Source organism: Fructilactobacillus sp. YLN 2507 (assembly GCF_059614085.1).
Genome location: NZ_CM184303.1, coordinates 80,330 through 104,418 on the forward strand (window position 1 = coordinate 80,330; position 24,089 = coordinate 104,418).

The 24,089-nt window shown below is 35.7% G+C and carries 25 protein-coding genes and 1 pseudogene; 17 read left to right on the forward strand and 9 right to left on the reverse strand.

Annotated elements, in window-relative coordinates; all coding sequences use genetic code 11:
• Positions 1 to 4: 4 nt before the first annotated feature.
• Positions 5 to 568, forward strand: coding sequence for a hypothetical protein (locus tag AC0GLY_RS00340; RefSeq protein WP_496611594.1), 564 nt, complete (start codon positions 5 to 7; stop codon positions 566 to 568).
• Between the two features lie 93 nt (positions 569 to 661).
• On the opposite strand, the gene AC0GLY_RS00345 is transcribed toward AC0GLY_RS00340, so the two are convergent.
• Positions 662 to 922 carry a hypothetical protein gene (locus AC0GLY_RS00345; RefSeq protein ID WP_496611595.1) on the reverse strand — a complete coding sequence of 87 codons (261 nt, stop codon included), beginning with the start codon at positions 920 to 922 and terminating at the stop codon, positions 662 to 664.
• Positions 923 to 1,131: 209 nt separating this feature from the next.
• On the opposite strand from AC0GLY_RS00345, the gene AC0GLY_RS00350 reads away from it, so the two are divergent.
• Positions 1,132 to 2,469, forward strand: a complete 1,338-nt coding sequence (locus tag AC0GLY_RS00350) for a uracil-xanthine permease family protein (protein ID WP_496611596.1) — start codon at positions 1,132 to 1,134, stop codon at positions 2,467 to 2,469.
• A 64-nt stretch (positions 2,470 to 2,533) separates the two neighbouring features.
• A pseudogene (locus tag AC0GLY_RS00355) lies at positions 2,534 to 3,865 on the forward strand (amidohydrolase family protein).
• Here the strand turns inward: AC0GLY_RS00355 and AC0GLY_RS00360 are convergent.
• Both AC0GLY_RS00360 and AC0GLY_RS00365 read right to left on the reverse strand, forming a co-directional pair.
• On the reverse strand, positions 3,866 to 4,645 hold the full coding sequence (locus tag AC0GLY_RS00360) for an ABC transporter permease (protein ID WP_496611597.1): 780 nt from the start codon (positions 4,643 to 4,645) through the stop codon (positions 3,866 to 3,868).
• A 14-nt stretch (positions 4,646 to 4,659) separates the two neighbouring features.
• A complete protein-coding gene (locus AC0GLY_RS00365) occupies positions 4,660 to 5,595 on the reverse strand; it encodes an ATP-binding cassette domain-containing protein (RefSeq protein WP_496611598.1) in 936 nt (311 codons plus the stop codon).
• A gap of 160 nt (positions 5,596 to 5,755) precedes the next feature.
• Between AC0GLY_RS00365 and AC0GLY_RS00370 the strand changes: the two genes are divergently transcribed.
• From AC0GLY_RS00370 to AC0GLY_RS00385, 4 genes are all read left to right on the forward strand, one after another.
• A complete protein-coding gene (locus AC0GLY_RS00370) occupies positions 5,756 to 6,253 on the forward strand; it encodes a MarR family winged helix-turn-helix transcriptional regulator (RefSeq protein WP_496611599.1) in 498 nt (165 codons plus the stop codon).
• A 27-nt stretch (positions 6,254 to 6,280) separates the two neighbouring features.
• Positions 6,281 to 6,631 (forward strand): hypothetical protein, encoded by a 351-nt coding sequence (locus AC0GLY_RS00375; protein WP_496611600.1) that lies wholly within the window; start codon positions 6,281 to 6,283, stop codon positions 6,629 to 6,631.
• 2 nt (positions 6,632 to 6,633) lie between these two features.
• The gene (locus AC0GLY_RS00380) at positions 6,634 to 7,425 is read left to right on the forward strand and encodes an alpha/beta fold hydrolase (protein ID WP_496611601.1); all 792 of its coding nucleotides are present in this window, start codon (positions 6,634 to 6,636) and stop codon (positions 7,423 to 7,425) included.
• An 81-nt stretch (positions 7,426 to 7,506) separates the two neighbouring features.
• Complete coding sequence (locus AC0GLY_RS00385; RefSeq protein WP_496611602.1) at positions 7,507 to 8,475, forward strand: type I phosphomannose isomerase catalytic subunit; 969 nt, start codon at positions 7,507 to 7,509, stop codon at positions 8,473 to 8,475.
• 58 nt (positions 8,476 to 8,533) lie between these two features.
• Here AC0GLY_RS00385 and AC0GLY_RS00390 read toward each other — a convergent pair whose 3' ends face one another.
• Positions 8,534 to 9,481, reverse strand: a complete 948-nt coding sequence (locus tag AC0GLY_RS00390; protein ID WP_496611603.1) for an L-lactate dehydrogenase — start codon at positions 9,479 to 9,481, stop codon at positions 8,534 to 8,536.
• A 188-nt stretch (positions 9,482 to 9,669) separates the two neighbouring features.
• Between AC0GLY_RS00390 and AC0GLY_RS00395 the strand changes: the two genes are divergently transcribed.
• The 9 genes from AC0GLY_RS00395 to AC0GLY_RS00435 all read left to right on the forward strand — a co-directional run bounded on the left by AC0GLY_RS00395 (position 9,670) and on the right by AC0GLY_RS00435 (position 18,551).
• Positions 9,670 to 10,953, forward strand: a complete 1,284-nt coding sequence (locus AC0GLY_RS00395) for a 2-hydroxycarboxylate transporter family protein (protein ID WP_496611604.1) — start codon at positions 9,670 to 9,672, stop codon at positions 10,951 to 10,953.
• A 67-nt stretch (positions 10,954 to 11,020) separates the two neighbouring features.
• Positions 11,021 to 12,163 carry an NAD(P)-dependent malic enzyme gene (locus AC0GLY_RS00400; protein WP_496611605.1) on the forward strand — a complete coding sequence of 381 codons (1,143 nt, stop codon included), beginning with the start codon at positions 11,021 to 11,023 and terminating at the stop codon, positions 12,161 to 12,163.
• A gap of 28 nt (positions 12,164 to 12,191) precedes the next feature.
• Entirely contained in the window at positions 12,192 to 13,250 is a 1,059-nt protein-coding gene (gene citC, locus AC0GLY_RS00405; protein WP_496611606.1) for a [citrate (pro-3S)-lyase] ligase, read from the forward strand.
• Positions 13,240 to 13,533, forward strand: a complete 294-nt coding sequence (citD, locus tag AC0GLY_RS00410) for a citrate lyase acyl carrier protein (RefSeq protein WP_496611607.1) — start codon at positions 13,240 to 13,242, stop codon at positions 13,531 to 13,533. Before citC ends, citD begins: the two co-directional genes overlap by 11 nt.
• Before the next feature lies 1 nt (position 13,534).
• Positions 13,535 to 14,449 (forward strand): citrate (pro-3S)-lyase subunit beta, encoded by a 915-nt coding sequence (gene citE / locus AC0GLY_RS00415; RefSeq protein ID WP_496611608.1) that lies wholly within the window; start codon positions 13,535 to 13,537, stop codon positions 14,447 to 14,449.
• Positions 14,439 to 15,977: a citrate lyase subunit alpha gene (gene citF / locus AC0GLY_RS00420; RefSeq protein ID WP_496611609.1), complete on the forward strand. Its 1,539-nt coding sequence runs from the start codon at positions 14,439 to 14,441 to the stop codon at positions 15,975 to 15,977. Before citE ends, citF begins: the two co-directional genes overlap by 11 nt.
• A 60-nt stretch (positions 15,978 to 16,037) precedes the next feature.
• Entirely contained in the window at positions 16,038 to 16,568 is a 531-nt protein-coding gene (gene citX / locus AC0GLY_RS00425) for a citrate lyase holo-[acyl-carrier protein] synthase (RefSeq protein WP_496611610.1), read from the forward strand.
• The gene (gene citG / locus AC0GLY_RS00430) at positions 16,555 to 17,415 is read left to right on the forward strand and encodes a triphosphoribosyl-dephospho-CoA synthase CitG (RefSeq protein ID WP_496611611.1); all 861 of its coding nucleotides are present in this window, start codon (positions 16,555 to 16,557) and stop codon (positions 17,413 to 17,415) included. The genes citX and citG overlap by 14 nt, the downstream gene beginning before the upstream one ends.
• Before the next feature lie 95 nt (positions 17,416 to 17,510).
• The gene (locus AC0GLY_RS00435; protein WP_496612208.1) at positions 17,511 to 18,551 is read left to right on the forward strand and encodes a zinc-dependent alcohol dehydrogenase family protein; all 1,041 of its coding nucleotides are present in this window, start codon (positions 17,511 to 17,513) and stop codon (positions 18,549 to 18,551) included.
• A gap of 50 nt (positions 18,552 to 18,601) precedes the next feature.
• Here the strand turns inward: AC0GLY_RS00435 and AC0GLY_RS00440 are convergent, their stop codons facing one another.
• The 5 genes from AC0GLY_RS00440 to menB all read right to left on the reverse strand — a co-directional run bounded on the left by AC0GLY_RS00440 (position 18,602) and on the right by menB (position 23,625).
• A complete protein-coding gene (locus tag AC0GLY_RS00440; protein ID WP_496611613.1) occupies positions 18,602 to 19,984 on the reverse strand; it encodes a sugar porter family MFS transporter in 1,383 nt (460 codons plus the stop codon).
• Positions 19,985 to 20,133: 149 nt separating this feature from the next.
• On the reverse strand, positions 20,134 to 20,874 hold the full coding sequence (gene lrgB, locus AC0GLY_RS00445) for an antiholin-like protein LrgB (protein WP_496611614.1): 741 nt from the start codon (positions 20,872 to 20,874) through the stop codon (positions 20,134 to 20,136).
• The gene (locus tag AC0GLY_RS00450; RefSeq protein WP_496611615.1) at positions 20,874 to 21,281 is read right to left on the reverse strand and encodes a CidA/LrgA family protein; all 408 of its coding nucleotides are present in this window, start codon (positions 21,279 to 21,281) and stop codon (positions 20,874 to 20,876) included. The genes lrgB and AC0GLY_RS00450 overlap by 1 nt, the downstream gene beginning before the upstream one ends.
• A gap of 74 nt (positions 21,282 to 21,355) precedes the next feature.
• On the reverse strand, positions 21,356 to 22,789 hold the full coding sequence (locus tag AC0GLY_RS00455; RefSeq protein WP_496611616.1) for an o-succinylbenzoate--CoA ligase: 1,434 nt from the start codon (positions 22,787 to 22,789) through the stop codon (positions 21,356 to 21,358).
• A gap of 14 nt (positions 22,790 to 22,803) precedes the next feature.
• Complete coding sequence (menB, locus tag AC0GLY_RS00460; RefSeq protein ID WP_496612209.1) at positions 22,804 to 23,625, reverse strand: 1,4-dihydroxy-2-naphthoyl-CoA synthase; 822 nt, start codon at positions 23,623 to 23,625, stop codon at positions 22,804 to 22,806.
• A 79-nt stretch (positions 23,626 to 23,704) separates the two neighbouring features.
• Here menB and AC0GLY_RS00465 point away from each other — a divergent pair, with 79 nt between their 5' ends.
• On the forward strand, positions 23,705 to 24,070 hold the full coding sequence (locus AC0GLY_RS00465; protein ID WP_496611617.1) for a PaaI family thioesterase: 366 nt from the start codon (positions 23,705 to 23,707) through the stop codon (positions 24,068 to 24,070).
• Positions 24,071 to 24,089: the final 19 nt, after the last annotated feature.

Consider the following 24,089-nt stretch of genomic DNA (forward strand, 5'->3'; position numbering starts at 1 on the left):
GAAAATGAAAAAATTATTAATTAGTGTTGCATCACTTTTATTTGTAGTTAGTTTAGCTGCTTGTGGAAATAATAAAGAATCATCTAAACCAAAAGATTCAGAACAACATACAAAAACAGAAAAGAAACAACCCAAGAAAACCAAAAGTGATGATAAAGAAGTTCAAAATGATGATAAGCAAAGTACTGAAAGCAAAGAAAAAGAGACACAAAAAGGTGGACCAATTTCAGAAAGCGAGGCACTTGCCTTAGCAAACAAATATGCGCCCCAAGATGATTTAAGTTATGGGCCGTTTGTAAAATCCGTCACAGGATTACATCCTGATGAATCGAATGCAGTAATGCTTACTACTAAATCAAAAACTAATAAAAACGATGAGCTTCAGGATTATAGTGAACAAGAATTTTATGCTCCAGATAATAATGATATTAACAGTGATGTTAATACACGAATGCTCGCTCAATTAGCACCAGTTGGTGAAGATAAAGTTCATATTAAAATAATGAGGGATAGTTCTAGAATGGCTAGTTCCCCAGCAGATTTTGATCAAGTAGTTCCAAGATATTAAAAACAATTTTCTAAATTAATAAAAAATAAGGCAACCAATACCTGTTTAATACAGATGATTGGTTGTCTTATTAATATTGTTTAAATTTTTTTATTAAGCATCTTCCTTAGCACCCTTGAAGAAACAAACGTATTCAAAAGCGACCAAAAGAATCAATGATAATGCTGCACCGGGAATTCCCGCAACAGAGTAAAGGCCTAATACAGCAGTTAAACCAATGGTGGTTACTGTGGTAATTAATGACCATTTTTGAAGAGTTGAAAGTTGGTCGATTTGACCAGAAAAGCTAGTTCCTAAAGCACCAGCTCCGATAAAAGCGACTATTCCAACTAAAGCATGTAAAAAGATAATCATAAGTATTCTCCTATTCGTTATTGGCGAATTAATTTATTCTCTAACCATAATATCATGGAAAGCGGTAAGATTGTGTAATTATTAACCACTCGATATAATACGAACTATACATGGGTTTATCAATTTAAAATTCGGTTTACAAAATCAAAGCCGAATGTTATTATTATTTTATCGAAAAATGTTAATTTTAAAAAAGGTGGAAATAATCAATGGCGAAAACAGACAGTGAAAGTTCATTAATTTATGGTCCAAACGATAATGTCCCTACCGGACAGACCGTCTTACTAGGGTTACAACACGTTTTAGCAATGGATGTTTATGTGCCACCCGTTATTATTGCTGGGTTGTTAGCAATGGGAATGGCTGAAAAAATGAGTTTGATTCAAGCAACTTTCTTAGCTGCTGGGATTGGAACGATTTTGCAAACTAAATTCTTTATGAAAATGCCAATTTCGGCGGGACCATCATTTGTGCCAATTGGTGCAATTGTGGGGGTTTATCTTGCTTGTGGTGGTGTTCATGGAGGAATGGCTACTGTCATTGGATCATTAGTTGTTGGTGCAATTTTAATGGTTGTTCTGGGGATGACTGGGATTTTTCAAAAAGTAATTAATGTTTTAGTTCCTTCCATTGTAGGGGGTACCATTATTACTAGTGTGGGACTTTCCTTAATGCCAGCTGCTCTAAATGATAATATCTTTAAGGCTCCCGGACATATTAACCAAAATATTGTCTTGGCTTCTGTAACGGCTTTTGTACTTTTATTCGCTGTTTTCTTGGGTCTTTATTTTCCCAAAGCTAAACACTTCTTTAAAGTTGGCTCGATTATTCTAGCTCTTGCAGCAGGTACCATCACCGCAACAATGATGGGGCTCTTTGATTGGTCAGTAGTTAAACAGGCTCATTGGTTTACTTTCCCAAGTTTCAACGTTTTCCACTATGGAATGCAATTTAACTTCTCTGCTATTTTAACTTTCATTGTCATTTATGCGGTCATTACAGCTGAAACAACTGGGACTTGGTTTGCCATGAGTGCCGTAACTGATGAAAAAATTTCACCTAAGCAATGGAATCGGGGAATTATTGGAGAAGGAATTAGTTGTATTATTTCGGCTTTACTTGGAAGTACACCGGTTACAAGCTATTCAACGAACGCTGGAGTTATTTCAATTACTGGGATTGCCAGTAAAAAAGTTTTCATTAGTGCTGGAATCTGGTTCATTGCTTTAGGATTTTTAGGAAAAGTATCAGCATTCTTATCAGCAATTCCAGCTCCCGTTATTGGTGGAGTATTTGCGATCATCTGTGCCACAATTATGTTAAACGGATTGAAAGTTATTAAAGGAATTAGAACTAGTGAACGTGATTTGTATGTGGTTGGAATGCCAATTATTCTTACGATGGCAATGATCTTGATTCCTGCTTCAACTGTTAAGGAAGCTCCTCAAATGATTCAATATGTACTTGAATCACCAGTTGCCGTTGCTGCAATTGCCTGTGTGATTTTGAATCAAATTATGCCTAAACGACTACAACCAGAAAAATAAATTAAATTCAAATAGCACAATGCTTTTTTGAGCATTGTGCTATTTTTATAGAAAGGCTTAAAAAATGAAATTAGTACTTAAGGGATCCGGATTTACTTCAGCTAGTAAAACAGAAATTACATTTTTAAATCACGTTTTAATTGTAGTTAACGATGATGGAAAAATTTCTAGAATTTTACACGAAAATGATAATGATTATGCATCAATTTTACAACTAGCAAAGGCTCAGAATAATTTAATTGAGCTAACCGAAAATCAATATTTTTTACCAGGGTTCATTGATACTCATATTCATGCACCCCAATGGCCTAATGCCGGATTAGCTTTAGATAAGCCATTAAGTGAATGGCTTAATGAGTACACTTTTCCGTTAGAAGCTAAATATCAGGATTTATCATTTTCAGAGAAAGTTTATGATGATTTAACGAAAAATTTAGTGAATTTTGGGACAACTACAGCAGTTTATTTTGGAACTATTTATCCTAAATCAAATCTAATTTTGGCAAAAATGTGTAATAAAAATCGACAACGGGGATTAATTGGACAAGTTGCAATGGATGACTCAGAAATTAATCCAGCCTATTATCGTGATGCATCTGCTTCTGATAGCATTGCCAAAACCAAAAGTTTTATTGATGAATTACAATGACAAAATCAAACGAATTTGATTAAGCAAACCTCAGTAATTACACCCAGATTTTTACCTAGCTGTAGTTTAGAAGCATTGAAAGGACTTGCTAAGTTGGCTAATCAATATGACTTGCCCATTCAATCTCACTGTAGTGAAAGTGATTGGGAAAATGGTTATGCATTGAAAAAGTATGGAAAACGTGATGCGACTGTTCTAGCTGATTGTGGTTTAATGAATTGTCGTAGTATTATGGCCCACGGAACGTTGTTAAATGATGCTGATTTAAAGTTATTTGAAAAGGCTGGTGTCACAGTTTCACATTGTCCAATTTCAAATGTTTATTTTGGAGATGGAATTTTACCAGTTAAGAGAATTTTAGATCATCACGTGAATCTCGGAATTGGAACTGACATCTCAGGTGGATTTTCACCAAGCATGTATGATAACTTGAAACAGGCAATTTTGTCTTCTCAACAATTACAAAGTGGTGTTGATACTAGAATTGAATCACAGAAACGCGGTGTACCAGAAAGTCGAATTACAGCTAAAACGGCCTTTTATCTTGCAACAGTTGGCGGAGCAAAAGCAATTAATTTACCGACTGGTGAAATTGAACCAGGTTACCTAGCTGATTTACAAATTATAGAAAATCGACCCAAACCCTTTCAGCCAGCTACACCAGATGACATTTTTGAAAACTTGATGTATTCTACCACTCAAAACGATATTAAAGCAGTTTATGTGGAAGGTTTGCAAGCTAAATAATTATCTTTTGTGGTTATAAACCATGACCGTTAATGGGGCAAAGATAGCAATGATAAGAATTCCTGCACCAAAGACAATCCATGCTTCATTAGACCAAACTCCTTGATTAAGCATTGTTCGAGAAGCACTAATGACGTAAGTAATCGGGTTTAAACTAACTAAGACTTTCATAAAAGTTGGTAAAGTTTTTACTGGGACAAAGGCATTTGATAAAAAGATTAAAATTAACATCGTCATTAAAGAAACACTTTCTACCATGGTTGTACTTTTAGCGATAAGTCCATAAAAAGCAAAAATCCAACTGATAGACCAACCCAGAAAAACATCTAGGATTACAACGATCACTAACCAACCAAATCCAGCTTCGGGACGCCAACCCATTAAATATCCAGTTGCTAACGAAGCGATGGCTGCAATCATTAAACGCAAAATGTCTGCAACTAATTGACCAGCTAAAGGTGCAAGATTTGAAATTGGTAATGATTTAAATCGGTTATAAATTCCGGTATGCATATCTTCACTGATTTGGGTACCAGAACCTGAGGAAGATGAAAGTAAAGCCTGCATTAAAATTCCAGGTACAATGATTGGTAAATAATTGTGGACATTTCCTGCAATTGCTCCACCAAATAGGTATCCAAACATTAACATAAATAAAACGGGTTGAATGACTACGTCCAATAGTTCATCAGGATTGTGTAATGTTTTTAATAGATTGCGATAAGCGATAGTTATTGTATTTTGAATAATGTGGCTTTTGTAGGGTTTAGTTTCATTCATAATAGCTCTCCTTTTTAATTTTTTCCCACAGTCATGGCAAAGAAAACGTCATCCATTGAAGGTTGTTTAACTTCCATGTTAGTAATTGATATCTTAGCATTGGTTAATAGATTGAGAATTCCAGTTACCTCATTTATATCTTGTAATGGAATTGAGACAGCATCTTCAGTCTGTTTAATCTTGGTAGTTAAATGATGATTAAGCACTTGAACTGCTGCTTGTGCTCGAGTTTCATTGGAAAATTTCAAATTTAATTTATTACCACCAACTTTGGCTTTTAGTTCATTTGGAGTACCGAAGCCAACCATTTTACCATGGTCAATCATAGCAACGTGATCAGCCAATTGATCAGCTTCTTCAAGATATTGTGTGGTTAGAATAATCGTTGAACCAGCCTTAACTAAAGCTCTAATTGTGTCCCACATTTGAATTCGAGTTCTTGGATCAAGGCCAGTAGTAGGTTCATCTAAAAAGATTACTGCTGGACGAGCGATCAAACTTACTGCTAAGTCTAAACGTCGTCGCATTCCACCAGAAAAAGTCGAAAGGGCTTTTTCAGCTGAATCAGTTAGTGAAAATTCTTTTAATAACTCTTCGGTTCTAATTTTAGAATCCTTTCTAGAGAGTCCATTTAAACGAGAAAAGATCATTAAATTTTCTCTTGCTGATAAATCTTCATCAATTAAAGCTGTTTGTGCAGTTAAGCCAAATAGCGAACGAACTAATTGGGCCTCTTTTTGGGTATCATGACCTAAAATCTTGATTGAACCACTAGTTGGTTTTAAAAGGGTAGTCATCATATTTAAAGTGGTGGTTTTTCCAGCTCCGTTTGGACCTAAGAGAGTGAAAACCTCTCCTTGCTTAATGTTAAAGGAGATATTATCAACGGCAATTTGTTGCTTGAATTTTTTACTTAAGTTATGAACTTCAACAGCTTTTTTTTCTTTCATTGTAGTTCCTTCCTTTTTTCGAAATGTAATCAGGGTACCTGACAAAGAATATTATAAGGGCACCTGATTAAAAAGTCAATGAGTTTATTTGCCTTACAGTTCATGATTCGGGTACGATTGGTATAATTAAATTAATAGAACCAAATAAGGAGTGAATAATATGGACGATATGCTCGAAAAACATCTATTAGCGGCTAAGTTGTACGAATTTGCGACGTTACAAGACATTGCAGACGAGCAAGCAGAACGACACTCACCAGTATTTAAAGGACAAAATAAAATTTTGGTAGCACTTAGTGAAGGTGATAATGTTTCGCAAAAGGAATTATCACTTCGTTTAGGAATTAGTGTTCAATCTACTTCGGAGTTTGTTAGTAAACTACAAAAAAAGGGTTATGTAACAAAGCAGCAATCTGAAACAGATGGCCGAGTTCAATTAATTAAATTAACTAAAAAGGGTAGTAAAGCAGCTAATCAGAGTTTGTTTTATATTCCAGAATATCTTGACTATTTAAATGAAACGGAACGCCAAGAATTATCTACAATTTTAGATAAATTAAATGAAGGTATTCAAGATAATCTTCAACTTAATGGGATTAAAAACATTGGGACTAAAATTCGTTTCAGTCAGCTAAAACGAAAAAATTATGAAAATTAACGATAGTTTTCAAAAAAGGAGTTTTAAATGAAAACAAATGAATACCACTTAAAGCGAAGAGAACGCTTTAATAATCAAGTGCTTCTAGACTTGGCATATTTATTAATTGATAAGTGTCATGTTCGGGTAATTCAAGTTGGGTTGGTTAATCATGCAGCAAATGTTAATTTAAATAATAAAATTGATAAAGTTTTAGATAGTGAATATACCTTGGATTATCTTCAAGCCAAACAGCCTAAGATTAGATTTATTAAACTGGTTAAGGACCATCCAGATGATTGGATTGAAATTAAGCGAAATGGTAAATTAATTGCTAGCCAAAAACAATTATTCAAAAAAATGAAGCAAGCTGTTAAAGCTTACTTTAGGGGATATTAGTTATGAAATTTTATACTTCAGATCAGGTTGAACTAGATTATGATGATAATGGAGAAAAGGAAAATCCTGTAATTATGATTCTTTCAGGAATTGGTGCTTATAAAGAATATTGGGAAAAAACGGTTGATTTTTTAGTTGAGCACCATTATCGGGTAATTAATATTGATGCTCGTAATCAAGGCAAATCAGAACATACTAATCGTGGATTACGAATTTCCCGACATGCAATGGATTTATTTGAGTTACAGCAAAAATTGAAAATTACCAATCCTATTTTAATGGGAAACTCAATGGGGGCTTCGACCATTTTTGCCTATATTTCTTTATTTGGATCAAAAAAAATAAAGGGCGTTATTGACGTTGATCAAAGTCCGAAAATGATTAATGATGAAACTTGGAATTATGGATTTAAGGAAATTACGTGGGATGATTTTCATTTTGAATTAGCGCAACCCTTTGGCAAGGCTACTCATCGAAATATTGACAATCAATTGTTTGACAAATTACAAAGACTAAAATCTGATTTTCCGTATGATACCGAACTAAATTTTCCATTTTTAATTGATCATGCCACGCAAGATTGGCGCAGTGTGATGGCCCATTTGCAATGTCCATTATTAATTGTTAGCGGAGGCGAGTCGCCATACTTTAATCCTAAATTTGCAAATTTGTGTGAGACATTATCAAGTCAGGTTACAGCAACAACGATTAATGATGCAGGACATTTAGTCATGGTTGAACAGCCCGATACCTTTAATGCGACGTTGTTGCAATGGCTGAGGAAAAATCACTAGAAGACTGAAAAAATGGTTATGAAAGCGATTACATGTTATACTTTACTTGATTAAAAAAATTAATCAAAAAGAGGCATAGTTATGAGTGAACAAAATGAAATTGAACCCCTATTTTTAAAACCAATTTTTCAGCAAAAAATGTGGGGTGGCACTAATCTTAAAAAGTTTAAGTTTGATATTCCGACTAATCAAACAGGTGAAGCTTGGTTAGCTTCAGCATATGGGAATGATTTATCAGAAATTATTAATGGTCCTTATCGTGGTAAAACGTTAAAACAGGTGTGGAATGATGAACCACAATTATTTGGTTATCATCGGTTAGATCAATCATTTCCATTGCTGGTTAAAATGCTAGATGCCCAACAAAGTCTTTCAATTCAAGTTCATCCCAACGATGAAAATGCACATAAATTTTTTGCAGAGCCAAACGGAAAAACGGAATGTTGGTATATCTTAGCAGCTCAACCTGGGGCAGTTGCGTATTATGGACATCAAGCACGTTCGGCAGATGAAATGAAAGTGGCCCTTAATCAAGGTAAATTAGAAAAACTTTTGACTACCATTAAAGTCAAAGCTGGCGATTTGATTTACGTTCCAGCTGGGACTCTACATGCTTTAGGTGCTGGAATTGTGGCTTTGGAGATTGAGCAAAGCTCTGATAATACGTTACGCTTTTTTGATTTTGCTAGGGTTGATCCTAATACTGGCAAACAGCGACCGCTTCAAGTTGATAAAGCAGTTGCAGTGACTAATTTTCCCAATCTGATTCCAGATGCAAAAATAACTAAACCAATAGTTAATGCTGATAATTCTGCCGTTATTAGTATTTTGCGATCTAAATATTTTAATGTCGATAAAGTTAATGTTAGAGAAAATACTAAAATTATTAATGATAATTATTCAATTAATGTTGTAATTGCAGGATCAGGGATTCTAGCTTGTGGTGATAAAACATACCAAATTGAAACCGGAAATACTTTTATCATGCCGACTCCAATTAAAAATTATTGTTTCAAAGGTAACTTAACGATTATTCAAGTTACAGAATAAAAAACTCGTACAGAAATTCTAAACAATTCCTGTACGAGTTTTTAGTTTGGCTTAATAATTATTGTTCAATACTATCTTTAATGATTTCTTTGATTTCTTTAGCAGAGGCATGCATTTGGTCAATTCCATTTTGACTAAGAGGAATTTCTAAGACTTTATCAATTCCTTCAGCATTAATCACAGCAGGTGTCCCCAGGTATAAATCATCGTCTAAACCATATTCTTCTTCAATTGGAGCAGAAACAGCTAAAACAGCACTTTCATTTCGGAGAATTGCCCGTGAAATTCGCATTAATGCAGTTGCAACTCCATAGGCAGTAGCTCCTTTACGGTCAATGATAGAATAAGCTTTATTGCGAGTTTGATCTTCTAATTTAAGCAAGTCTTCTTTAGAAACTCCACGTTTAGCAGCATATTTTAATAATGGAACGTTACCAATGGTGGCTTCGTCTAGGTCAGCAAATTCTGAATCACCGTGTTCACCAAGTACATAAGCATTAATACTTTCAGGAGATAAATTGAATTTTTTAGCAATTGCTACTTTAAAACGACCAGTATCAAGTGAAGTTCCAGACCCAATCACTTTATTTTTGGGAAACCCAGATAATTTTTGAGTAGCATAGGTTAAAATATCAACGGGGTTAGCAGCCACTAGGAAAATTCCAGCAAAACCAGAAGCAACAATGGGTTTGACCATTTTTGCTAGGATATTAAGGTTTTTATTAACTAAATCTAATCTAGTTTCACCTGGTTTTTGTGGAGCTCCAGCGGTAATGACAACAATGTCAGCATCTTTACAATCAGAGTATTCTCCCGCATAGATGTTAGTTGGAGAAGTGAAGGGGGTGGCATCTTCTAAATCGAGTGCATCTCCGGCAGCTTTTTCTTTGTTTCTTGTAACGATTACAAATTCTTCAGCTAGGCCTTGTTGAATCATGGCAAAGGCATACGCAGAACCAACGGCTCCGTTTCCAATTAAAACCACTTTTTTGTATTTTTTAGTCATTGAAAATTCCTCCTTGATATAATTTAATAATATCACTAAATCTTAAAATAAATATGATCTTATTTAATAAATTGTAAGTAAGGTAAAATTATTATTTTATCTTAAAATCGTTTACATTGTGATTAATAACACATATAATTAAATGGATGATTGTTTAATTATTCACAATTTTTTGGAGGAATACTACTATGAAAAACATAGTAAATAAGCTTGAAAGCTTTAAGATTGATGGAATGGGATTAATCGCTTATTCTTTGGCAGCGATTATCTTTTTATTGGTCGTAAACTTTAAAATGTTGCCTAGCAATATGCTAGGTGCACTTTTCGCAATGGTGATTTTAGGAAATGTTTTATACTACCTAGGGGCACACCTTCCTATTTTTAAAAGTTATTTAGGTGGTGGTGCAGTTTTCGTCCTATTTGGTTGTTCTATTTTAGCTTTAACAGGAATCATTCCTAAATCCGTAGTTGTTACGGTTGATACTTTTGTCACAAAGACTGACTTCATTGACTTCTTTATTGTTTCTTTGATTGTGGGAGCCATTTTAGGTATGGACCGAAAAATGCTTTTGAAAGCTTCAATTAGATTTTTACCAGTGGCTTTCTTGTCAATGGCAGTTGCATTCATTGCTACGATTGGGATGTCTCAACTAATTGGAAAAGGGTTTAGATATGGTGCATTAAATGTAGCTTTCCCAGTGATGGGTGGAGGAATTGGTGCTGGAGCAATTCCACTATCACAAATTTATCACAATGCACTTGGGGGATCGGCAGCTGGATATCTATCAAACTTACTTCCCGCAGTTATTTTAGGTAATATTTTTGCCATTATTGGGGCAGGACTTCTTTCTAAACTATCAGAAAATAGTAAGTGGAATGGTCACGGAGTGATGTTACCGGGTGATACTGATAAAAAGGTACGAATGACTCCTAAAATTGACTTCCAAAAAATGGGAGTTGGATTAGTTTTTGCTCTAGCATTCTATATGATTGCAGTCATGCTTAATGGAATTTTTCCAAAAATTAACGAATATGCTTTCTTGATTTTATTGGTAATTATTGTAAAAGCAACTGGTTGGCTTCCTAAGTACTATGAAGAGTCAGCCGTTACTTTTAGTAGTTCAATTACTAAAAACTTAACTCATGCTTTGTTAGCTGGGGTTGGTTTAACTAAACTAGATTTAGTTATTCTTACGCACTCGTTAACTTGGCAATTTGTCCTCCTTGTACTTACTAGTTTGATTTCAATTTCCATTGCAGCTGCTCTTCTCGGGAAATTATTTGGTCTTTATCCAGTTGAATCAGCAATTACCGCTGGAATGATTAATAACTCAATGGGTGGAGCCGGAAACATTTCTGTTTTGGCTGCTTGTGATCGAATGAATTTGATTGGTTTTGCCCAAATGGGGAACCGGCTCGGTGGTGCAGTTATGCTAGTGATGGCTGGAATTTTTGTTTCATTATTTGGATAATTAGATTTTATAAAATAGTTTATAATAAAAAATGGAAACAAAAATTTAGAAGAGGAGGTCATCAAATATGGATGAAGATATTTTTAAAATACATGCGAAATATACCGGTGTTTTAGGAATCAAGTCAGATTTTGATGTTACCAACAAAAAAGAACTAGGGGAAGCTTATACACCTGGTGTAGCTCAAATTTCTAAAGCTATTGAAAAAGACCCTGCCCTTAAAAGTAAATATACTATGAGTGGAAAATTAGTGGCAGTAATTTCAGACGGAACGGCTATTTTAGGATTAGGTAATATTGGTCCAGCAGCAGGATTACCTGTTATTGAAGCTAAGTCATTGTTGTATAAAGATTTAGCAGGAGTAAATGCTTTACCAATTGCTATTGACCCTAGTGATGCTGAAACCATGAAAGAACATATCAAAGCAATCTCATTGTCTTTTGCTGGGATTCATTTAGAAGATATTGCAGCTCCAAAGTGTTTTGAATTAGAAGAAGCTTTGAGTAAAGAGTTAAATATTCCGGTTTATCACGATGACCAAGAAGGAACTGCAATTGTAGTTTTGGCGGGGTTAATTAATGCCGCTAAAGTAGTTAACAAAAAGCTTACTGATTTAAAAGTCTTGATTAACGGAGTTGGTGCTTCCGGGGTTGCGACTGCTCGTCTGTTAAAAAAAGTTGGAATCAAACATCTTACTTTAGTTGATATTGATGGGGTTGTTAAACCAGATAGCAGTAATTACAATAAGTACCAAGTTGAACTTGCTAAAGAATCAATTGGGATTGAAGGTCAGACTTTAGACGATGTTATTGATGGTCAAGACGTCTTTATTGGGCTATCAGTTGCTAATGTCTTATCAGCAGAACAAGTTAAGAGAATGGCTAAAGATCCAATTATTTTTGCCCTTGCTAACCCAGTTCCAGAGATTGATCCCGATGTAGCTAAGGAAGCTGGTGCTGCGGTAGTTGCTACGGGTTCCGGCAAATATCCTAATCAAGTTAATAATATCTTAGCTTTCCCAGGATTATTTAAGGGATTATTAGAAACAGGAATTAATAAGGTTACTTATCAAATTGAAGAAGTTGTAGCTTATGCTTTAGCAGACTTAATTTCTAACCCTACTCCTAATGAAATTGTACCAGGTGTATTTGATAAAGAAGTAGTTCCAACTGTTACTAAGTCAATTGAAAATTACAGTACAAAAAATTAGTGTATTATTGATAGGAATGTAGTGTTTAATGGATAATTTAGAGCTTAGAAACATTAATATACAAGATACAGATCAGTTTATCCAATGGAGTGATTTCTTAAAAGACTTAGGAATTGGTAATTTTAGTCAAAGTGAAACAGAGCCTTTGGATGGAACGATTGGGTTATTTAAAAATGGCAAATTAATAGCAACGGGATCGTATGCTGGAAACATTTTAAAGTACATTGCTGTGTGTAACAAAGACAGTAGCAATGGTGCTTTATTTAATCGAATCGTTTCAGAATTACTAAATATTTTGGCACGTAAAGATGTTTTTCATGTTTTAGTGTTTACTAAGCCTAAGTATTGTAAAAGTTTTGAACAAGTAGGCTTTTCCCTAATTGTTAAAAGTGACGATGCCGCTTTTTTGGAAACCGGTGATCAAAGTATTACTAGCTATTTGGCAGATTTGCCTAAGTTCAAAGATAATGAAAAAATTGGTGCAATTGTTATGAATGCAAACCCTTTTACTAAGGGGCACCGTTATTTAATTGAACAGGCAGCCAAAAGTAGTGACCATGTTTATGTTTTCGTAGTAAGTACTGACAAATCGTTATTTACTACGAAAGAACGAACTGAAATGATTGTCGCTGGGACTAAAGACATAGATAATGTAGTGGTAGTTCCTGGCGAAGATTATTTAGTTAGTTATGCAACCTTTCCCGCTTACTTCTTAAGTTATGAAAACGACAAAATTGTTTATCAAACTACCATTGATGCGTTAGTATTTAAACAGTGGATTGCTAAAAAATTGTCAATTTCAACTAGGTATTTGGGAACTGAACCAGAATCAAGAACGACCAAGATTTATAACGAAGTGCTCGAAAAGATCTTGCCGCCTGAGATTCAGGTAAAGGTTATTCCACGATTATGTAATGTTGATAATGGTGAAATAGTTTCTGCCCGGACGGTTCGTTTGGCAATCGCTAATGATAATATTGAAGAAATAAAATTATTAGTGCCACCAACAACCTACGATTTTATTGTTAAAAACAAGCAAGCATTGCAGAACCGGATTAAGAAAGGAATGAAGATCAGTGGAAATTAAAAAAACAGCAATTGCTGGAACCCTTGAATCATCTGATATTCAAGTTACAGTAAGTAAAGGTAACGATGGAATCAAAATTGACCTTACATCTGATGTAAAGGAAAGATTTGGTAAAGATATCATTAAAACCATTGAAACCATTGTTAACAAATTTGGAATTGAAAACATTAACATTAAAGCAGTTGACCAAGGTGCCCTTGATTGTGTAATTAAGGCTAGAACCATCACTGCAATTCAACGTTCACTTGGGACTAGTGAAGAACCAGATTGGGAGGTCTTATAATATGACATTTAAAAAAGATCGTTTACGTAGAACAATGATGTTTGTTCCCGGTAATAATGCTGGAATGTTGAAAGATGCCGGAATTTATGGTGCTGATTCAATTATGTTTGACTTGGAAGACTCAGTTTCTTTAGCAGAGAAAGATTCAGCTCGAAACTTAGTATATGAAGCTTTAACGACCGTTGATTATGGCGATGCTGAATTAGTAGTTAGAACTAACGGATTGGACACAGACTTCTTTGAAGCGGATGTTAAAGCCATGGTTAAAGCTGGAATTGATGTAATTAGAATTCCTAAGACCGAAAATGCTGCGATGGTTAAAGAAATGGAAGATTTAGTGGTTGCTGCTGAAAAGCAATTTGACATTCCTGTTGGACAAACCCATTTAATGGCTGCCATTGAAAGTGCTGAAGGGGTCTTAAACGTTCCTGAAATTGCAAAAGCATCTGATCGAATGATTGGGGTTGCCTTATCTGCTGAAGATTATACTACTGATTTACAAACCCACCGTTATCCTGATGGTAAAGAACTTGAATTTGCCCGTAACATGATTATCAATGCTGCTCGTGCTGCTGACATTGCAGCTTTTGATACGGTTTACACTGATGTTGATAATACGCAAGGGCTTATCAACGAAACGGAATACATTCACGAACTTGGTTATGATGGTAAATCAGTAATTAACCCTCGCCAAATCCCGGTTATTAATAAAGTCTTTGCTCCAACTAAGGCACAAATTGAAAACGCTAAAAACGTTATTACTGCAATCGAAAATGCAAGACTTGCTGGTTCAGGAGTTATCGCTATGGGTGGTCAAATGGTCGATCGTCCCGTTGCATTACGTGCTGAAAGAGTTATGAAGCTTGCCAAAGCCTCAGGATTAGTAGATAAGGGAGGTCATTACATTGGAAAATAAACTTGGAAGAATTTTACCAGATGATTTAATGAAGAAATACAACTACAAACCATTTGAAACTACTGAAATTGGTCATCCAATTATTCAAAGGACTGCTCCTAAAGTACGAGTTTCAGATGGTGATGGTAAAGTAACTAATGATCTTGCTAAACTTGTGAAAGACAACGTTAAAGATGGCATGACAATCTCATTTCATCATCACTTTAGAAATGGTGACTTTGTTTTTAATACTGTGATGGAAGAAATTATGAAACAAGGCATTAAAAACTTAACCCTTGCTCCTTCTTCACTAACTGGTGCTATGAATGATGTTGCTATTAAAGCCATCAAAAATGGAACAGTTACTAACATCACTACTTCAGGGATGCGTGGCGAATTAGGTGATGTTGTTTCTCACGGTGCCCTTGATACTCCAGTAATTTTTAGATCTCACGGTGGTCGTGCTCGTGCCATTGAAAATGGTGATATCAAAATTGACGTAGCCTTTTTAGGAGTACCTAACTCAGACCGTTGTGGTAACGCAAACGGTATGTACGGTGAAGAAGCCTTTGGTTCACTAGGTTACGCCTTAATGGATGCTGCCTATGCTGATAAAGTAGTCTTATTAACTGATAATTTGGTAGCATATCCAAACACTCCTGCTTCTATCAAACAAACCCAAGTTGATTACGTGGTTGAAGTTGATAAAGTTGGTGATCCAGATAAAATTGGATCAGGTGCAACTAGATTTACTAAAGACCCTAAGAACTTGAAGATTGCTAATATGGTTAGTGATGTAATTACTAATTCAAGTTACTTCAAAGACGGATTCTCATTCCAAACTGGTTCTGGTGGTGCTGCTTTAGCCGTTACTAGATACTTGAGAAATGCAATGATTGACCAAAATATCAAGGCTTCATTTGGTTTGGGTGGAATTACTAAACCAATGGTTGACTTACTTGAAGAAGGTTTAATTGGAAAGTTGATGGATGTTCAAGACTTTGATAAGGCTGCTGCCAATTCAATGAGAGAAAATAAAAATCAACAAGAAATTGATGCTTCTTGGTATGCTGATCCAGATAACAAAGGTGCGATGGTTGATCAACTTGATGTATCAATTTTGAGTGCACTTGAAATTGACACTAACTTTAACGTTAACGTATTAACTGGTTCAGATGGTGTAATTCGTGGAGCTGTTGGTGGACACCAAGATGCTGCCATGGCAAAAATGACCATTATTTGTGCCCCCTTAACTCGTGGAAGAATTCCTTCAATCGTTAAAAGTGTTGATACTGCTGTTACTCCTGGTAGTTCAATTGACGTCTTAGTTACTGATTATGGAGTTGCTGTAAATCCTAACCGTAAAGACCTTCAAGAACAGCTTTCAGATATTCCTGGAATTAACCTTTATACGATTGACGAACTTGCTGAAAAGGCTCAAAAAATTGTTGGTCAAGAAGAACCACTTAAATATACTGATAAAACAGTTGGATTAGTTGAATACCGTGATGGTACAATTATTGATTCAATTAAAGAAGTTAAAGACTAATTTAAAGTAAAAGGGATTCATCTGATTAAAGTCGGATGAGTCCTTTTTGAATGGAGCATTATGGAAAATATTTTTAAAATGGGAACACCACAAACGATTGATGATGTTTTGCGAAATAAAGATCAACGTAGTAAATTTCAAAGTCAACTAATGGACAAATTTCCTAATGATACAATTATTACGATTAAATTAAACATTCCAGGACCAATCAAAAATAATGCTTCTTTACAACGTTTATTTGAGACGGGGGCAAAACAATTTGTGCCGGGTTTTGAACCGTTCAAAAAAGTCGACTTGAATTCAGCTGCTGGTCCGGAATTATTGTTAGTGACCAAGCTAGATGCCAAAACGGTTAAAAAAAAAGCAATTGCTTTTGAGGACCAACGTAATTACGGGCGCTTATTTGATATTGATGTTTTAAATAAACAGCATGGTCACTATGCCCGTGTTGAGCTTGGAATGCCTACCCGAAAATGCTTAATCTGTAATGAAAACGCGAAAGAGTGTGCACGCAGCCGAAAACATTCGGTTGCAGAACTCCAAAATAAAATCTCTGAAATTTATGCTGAGGAAATCGATGACAAAAAATGATAAAATTTTAGCGACTGATGCCGAAACGGCGGCTAATTTAGCAGTGGAAGCGATGCTTGATGAGGTGGTGACATGGCCGAAACCCGGCTTAGTTGATCCGGTTAATAATGCCGGTCACTCTGATATGAATGTCTATACCTTTATCAATAGTTCTGTAACGATGCTGCCATACTTCAAATCATGCTGGAACTTAGGAAATCAATTTCAAGGAAACCAATTAACGGAATTGTTTCATCAATTACGGCCAATGGGGGTCGTAGCAGAAAAGACGATGTTTGCTACAACTGCTGGGGTAAACACGCACAAAGGAATCGTTTTTATCCTAGGAATTATGGTCACGGCACTCGGTTACGCTAATCAAAAACAACTTAATACTGTGCCTGAATTAATGGCCATTGAAAGGCAAATGACTAAGGGGTTAGTGAAAAACGATTTAGAAAAAGTCACGACGGGTCCGTTAACCGCTGGCCAAAAGCAATTTCAAAAATTAGGTTTAACGGGAATACGTGGAGAAACTGAAGCAGGTTTCCCCCTAGTAATGGACTATAGTCTGCCTATTTATGAATCAGCAAAGCTATCCCAAAATGAGCGAAATTTGATTGCATTATTAGCAATCATTGCTCGCAATTATGATAGTAATTTGATTAAAAGGGCACATAATTCTAGGTTGGTAACTGAAGTTCAGATGGATGCACGACAAATTGTGGATAAATATCAACATTCTGGTCGATTAGATAAATACCTGTTAGAAAAGCTCTGTGATAAATGTGCGACTCATAATTTAAGTTTAGGTGGATCCGCTGATTTACTGATTCTAACGATTTTTTTAGCGAAATTAACTAACTAATGGTAAGCAAAATGTTAGACGTGATGACTTTGGAACTGCTATTATGAAGACTCGTTGTTAATCATTAATAAAAAGGAGTCAATTAAATGGATAAAATGAAAGCAGTTGAATTTATCAAGCCTGGCGAGGTTCATACGGTAGAAGTACCTAAACCAAAAATTGAACAACCAGGCGACGCCATTATTAAAATTGTCAGAGCAAGTGTTTGTGGCTCAGATTTATGGTGGTTTCGGGGACTAGCAGATCGTTCAGGTAATTCACGAGTTGGTCATGAAGCAATTGGAATCGTCGAAGCAGTTGGTTCTGAGGTGACTGAAGTCAAACCTGGTGATTTTGTAATTGCACCATTTACCCATGGTTGCGGTCATTGTGCTGCTTGTTTAGCAGGCTTTGATGGAAATTGTTTTAATAAAGAAAGTGCTGGAAATACTGGTTATCAAGCAGAATATCTTCGTTTTTACAATGCCAACTGGGCATTAGTCAAAATTCCTGGTCAACCAGCAAATTATTCTGATGAAATGTTAAATTCATTTGTGACTTTATCAGATGTAATGGCGACTGGTTATCATGCCGCTGCCAGTGCAGAAGTAAAACCTGGTGATACAGTTGTAGTAATGGGAGACGGAGCCGTTGGCCTTAGTGGCGTGATTTCCGCTAAACTGCGTGGGGCAAAACGAATTATTGCGATGAGTCGTCATGCTGACCGTCAAGCTTTGGCTAAGGAATTTGGTGCAACTGAAATTGTGCCAGAACGTGGTGAAAAAGCGGTTAAACATGTTATGGAATTAACTGATAATGAGGGAGCTGATTCAATTTTAGAATGTGTGGGAACTGAACAATCAGTGGAAACGGCGACTAAAATTGCTCGTCCCGGTGCCATTATTGGTCGAGTTGGAATCCCTCAAAAAGCTGAAATGAACACCAATCAGCTGTTCTTTAATAATACTGGCCTTCGCGGTGGAATTGCGGCAGTGACTACTTATGATAAACGGGAATTACTCCAAGCTGTACTTGATGGTAAAATTAAACCAGGAAAAGTTTTCACGAAACAATTTGATCTTGATCATATTCAAGCTGCTTATGAAGCCATGGACAAACGCGAAGCAATTAAATCACTTTTAATTATTAGTAAATAAATCACAAAAAATCACTTGAAAATTTTAATTTTCAAGTGATTTTTGTTAAATTATTTTTTATTTTTTTTACTGTTGTAATTTTTAACTAAGTTTTCTTCAATTGATTCAAGTGATTTGTTACGTGTTTCGGGAACAAATTTTGCAACAAAGAACCATGATAGGAAGGAGAAAACTGCAAAGATGGCAAATGGTCCACCAACGTTGTTATGGAATAAAGCTAGAATTGTAAGGAAAAATTGTGAAACAATAAAGTTTGCAATCCAGTTGGTTGCTGATCCAATCGCGGTTCCAATTCCACGAACAGAAAGTGGGAAAATTTCACCAATTAGTAACCAGGCAATTGGACCCCATGAAATTGCAAATCCAAAAATATAAACGGCGATTAAAAGCATCGTTGGAATAGCTGCTGTACTGATACTTAAAGTGAAGTTAATAATTGCAAGTGCTGTTAATGAAATTCCCATTACAATTGAACCAAAAATTAAAATGGTTTTTCGATTAACTCGATCCATAATTAAGTAAGCAAGAACAGTAACTACAAAGTTAACGATACCAATCCCAACTGAAATCCAAATGGCACTAGCAGCAGGGAAGTTAAAACCTTTCATAAATACTTGTGGTAAAAAGTAAATTACGGCATTAATCCCAACTAATTGTTGGAAAACCATGATTCCAACTGCAGCAATTAAAGAAGGACGAGCAACTGTAAGAAGCTCTTTAAGACTACCTTGTTTTTGATTTGAAACTCCTTGAATATCCTTAATTTCTTCTTCAGGATCTTCGCCAGTGTTATTTCTTAAAATCTTTAAAACACTACGAGCCTCATCAACTTTACCCTTTTCGACTAAGTAACGAGGAGATTCAGGAAGTAAGACCCCACCGATGAAAAGTAAAACGGCAGGAATCAAAGCTGATCCAAGCATCCATCTCCAGTCACGAATCCCTAAAAGATTATGATTTAAGAATAGAAGATTAGATACATAAGCAAGTAAGATACCTAAAGTGACCATTAATTGAAACATTGTACCTAATGAACCACGGTGTTTCTTATCTGCTAATTCAGCAAGGTAAGCAGGAGTTAAAGCTGAAGCACCACCAACGGCGAGTCCAAGAATAATTCTAGCAATAACCATTGAGATAAAACCGGTAGCTACAGCAGAAAGACCTGAACCAATTAAAAATAAAATTGAAGCTAAAATTAGTAGTTTTTTCCGACCAAAGCGATCAGATAATGAACCAATTGATAATGCTCCAATAGCTGAACCAATCAATACAGATGAAGTGATAAATCCAGTTTGTTCAGTTCCAAGGTGGAAGTTAGCTTCGATCAAGGGAGATGCACCAGAAATAATTCCAGTGTCAAATCCAAATAACAAACCACCTAAAGCACCAAAGATAAAAATAAACGCAATACTTAAATGATGTTTTTTCAAAATAATTCCTTCTTTCTTAAGAAAAGTTAAATTAATTAACAATCTAATTGTAAGCGCTTACAGATCGAAATACAACCCTTTTTAAAAATGAATTTATTCACAATAAAAAACTCCATCCAATTTGGATGGAGTTTTGCTTTTAAAGTTAATTAGCCAATGTGAACTAAATGTGCAAAGATTGGAACAACCATGACAACTACCACTGAGATAATAACTACTGAAATAGCTGACATTGAACCCTCGACTGAGCCAAGTTTAACAGCTTTGGCCGATCCTAAAGTATGTCCAGCAGTTCCTAAACCTAACCCAATTCCGATTGCATTTTTTAAATGGAAAATTTTAATTAGCCAATCAGCCATTGCGTAAATAATTACGGCATTTAAGATACAAGCCATGGCTGTAATTGCAGGAACACCTTTAATTCCGGCTGCGACAGGCATAGCTACTGCTGTCGTTGCGGCTTGTGGAAGTAAAGAAGCAATTTCTGAATTATGAAGTCCCAACATTTTTGAAACAAAGTACATAATTACTAACGAAATCGTTAGCCCAATAATTAATGAAAGGATAATTTCTAACCAATATTTTTTGACAATATCGTTTCGTTTAAAAAGAGGAAGGGCAAATGCAATAGTAGCAGGATAGAGAAACCAAAAAATGATATCACCACCGGGTTTATAAAGCGAAGTGTAAACCCACGCAGTATTGGTTCCCGTAGAATGACCAATCAACCAAAGAATGAAAATTCCTAAAACCATACTTACGAAGAGTGGTTGAAAAAGGAAGAATCCCTTGGTAATTTTAAAGAGCCACATTCCAATTAAATAAACGACAATTGAGAGAGCAATTCCAAAAAATGGCGTTCCCAATACTTTAACTAATTCTCCTTGCATTATTTGTCCTCCTTGCTAAATTTATTTTTGAGCCAAATCAAACCCGCAGCAACAACTGCGATGGATACTAACATGACGACAGTTGAAATGAAAATCATAATCACTAACCGTACACCATCTTTAGCCATAATATCTAAGGAAGCCGCTAATTGGATTCCAGATGGGACAAATAAGAAGGCTAGCATTCCAATCAGAAAGTTACTTGATTGTTCAATTTGAGCAGGTTTAATAATTTTTAAAGTTAACAAAACGTACAAAAGAATTAAACCAATTACAGGAGTTGGCATCGGGAAGCTAGCTGGAAATAATTGTGAAATTAAAGAAGAAACAAAAAGGATACTTGCGTAAATCCCAATTTGCACAAAAATTGAAGCTGGTTTTGGCTTTTCAGGGGTATTTTTGTTCATAATTTAAACTTCTTTCTATATTTATGTGATTGTTTTCACTTATGATTATAACAGTATTTAGCGTAAATGAAAAATTAAAGCTGAGATTGTAATAACTTTCGCCGTAACTTCCCATTATTCGTTTTTGGCAGTTGATTTACTAAAATAAACTGTTTGGGAATTTTATATTTAGCTAATTTATTGGTTAAGTAAGTCGTTATTTGCCGAAAATTAATCGCTGTATTAGTAACGACAAAGGCGACTGGAACTGATCCCCAAGTTTCATCAGGCTTTCCGACTACGGCTGTTTCGACAATTCCAGGATACTGATTAATTTCAGCCTCGACTTCACGGGGATAAATATTTTCCCCCCCTGAAATGATTAATTCAGATAAACGGCTTTTGAGGTAGAGAAAGCCATCATCATCTAAGTAACCTAAATCACCAGTTTTAAACCATCCATCAGAGGTAAATTGATCATGCTTTTTTTCATTCAAATAACCAGGAGAAATATTATCGGCTTTTAGCAAAACTTGGCCGATCCCTTGAGAGGACGAAGGATTAGCAATTTTTAAACTTACAGGGAACAGGGGTTTTCCGACGGAACCAATTTTACGAATCGCGTCCGTAGCATTCAGAGCCACTACTTGCGAAGCTGTTTCGGTCATTCCGTAAGATTGAATTACATTAATCTGTTGATCACGACAATTTTTTAAAATTTTAAGCGCCACTTCACCGCCACCAAGTAACATATACGAAAAGTTGGGACTGTAAGGTTGAGTCTTGATAGCTAACAATTTTTTTAGCATATAAGGTACTACCGAAATAATTGTTCCAGTTCCCGTTGTGAGATCATGATTGATTAGTCCTGCGTCAAAATGTTCATATAAACGAACACCCATTCCATAAATTAGGCTTCTCATGATGATTGAAAAACCGCTAATGTGAAATAAGGGAACGGCACAAATCCAAATATCTTTTTCGGTTACTGGTAAATTTAAATCAGCTCCAATTGCACTTGACCAATGGTTTCGGTAAGTTTGTAAAACGCCCTTTGGATTGCCAGTAGTACCGGATGTGTACATGATGGTAGTTACTTGGTTAAAATCAAATTCCGATTTAATTAAATTTGTGGCATTCTTGGTTCGTGAATTTCTTAAGTCAGTTAATGACATTAGCTTAACTGAGGGTAATGCTTGTAACTTATTTTGAAACTCATCATCATAAATTAAGTAACTAACTTGGGCATCTTGAAGTTGGTATTTAATTTCTGGTAATGCCAAATTTTTATTAATTAAGACAATCTCAATACCAAGTTGTTGAAGTGCCAAAATAGTGAAATAAAGTTGTGGAGTGTTGTTACCGATGACGGCCACGCGCTTTGTCTTATGGACTTGTTTACCAACTAACTGATCACAAGTTTTTAAAACGGCTTGTTGTAATTCGGCAAACGTCCAATGTTGCTCATGATAAGAAAGAGCCATTCGGTTTGGCGTTAGAGCAACTCGCTTTTTCAGCCAATTATCCATTTAGCAAACCTTCTTTATGGGAATTTAGGAAACTTATCAAAGTCAGGATCACGTTTTTCCATGAAAGCATCGCGACCTTCTTTAGCTTCATCACTTGTGTAGTAAAGGAGGGTAGAGTCACCAGCTAATTGTTGAATTCCAGCTAAACCATCAGTAGCAGCATTCATTGAAGCTTTGATTAGCCGAAGTGACATTGGAGAGCGTTTTAACATCGTATCACACCAGGCTAAAGTTTCGGTTTCCACATCAGCAAGTGGAACAACTTTATTAATCCAGCCCATGTCATAGGCTTCTTGGGCAGTGTAGGTTTTACACATAAACCAGACTTCTTTGGCCCGTTTCATTCCAATTGTGTCAGCTAATAAGCCAGAACCGTAACCACCGTCAAAACTACCAACTTTTGGTCCAGTTTGACCAAACTTACCGTTGTCTGCAGAAATCGTAATGTCACAGACAAGCTGTAAAACATTTCCGCCCCCAACTGACCAACCACGAACCATGGCAATGACGGGTTTAGGAATGATACGAATTAAGTGTTGTAAATCAAGGACATTTAACCGCGGAATTCGGTCTTTACCAACGTAACCACCGTTTCCCCGAACTCCTTGGTCTCCACCAGAACAAAAGGCAAGATCACCTTGACCGGTTAAAATAATGGCTCCAATGGTTGAGTCATCCCGACAGCGCGCAAAGGCGTCAATCATTTCTTCGACCGTCACTGGGGTAAAGGCGTTCCGGACTTCGGGACGGTTAATGGTAATTTTGGCAATTTTACCTGTTCTTTCAAATAAAATATCTTGATAATTGTTTTCGATTGTTTCCCATTTTCTAGTCATCATGACCTCCAAATTAATTGTGATAATATGATTAGTATAAGATTAATTAAAAAAGATTGTTAGTAGAGAGGATTAACGCATGAACTTGATTGATTTTTTTAACATCAAAACTGAATTATTAACTGCCAACAAAGTTATTTTGACCATGGAAATTAAGCCAGAACATCAACAGCCCTATGGTTTAATGCATGGTGGGATTAGTTGTGTTTTGGCAGAAACGGCGGCTAGTTTAGGTGCTAATCAAAATCTTGATACTAGCAATCAAGTTGCGGTGGGACTTGATATCCAAACGACCCATCTGAAACCGGTAAAATTGGGTGAAATTCAAGCGATTGCGACCCCAGTTAAAGTTGGCCATCAAATCCAAACCTGGAAAGTTGGGATTTTCTATAATAATCACCAAATTAGTGAATCAAACGTTAATCTGGTTAATCAATCAGTTTAATTAATCGTGTATTATCTAT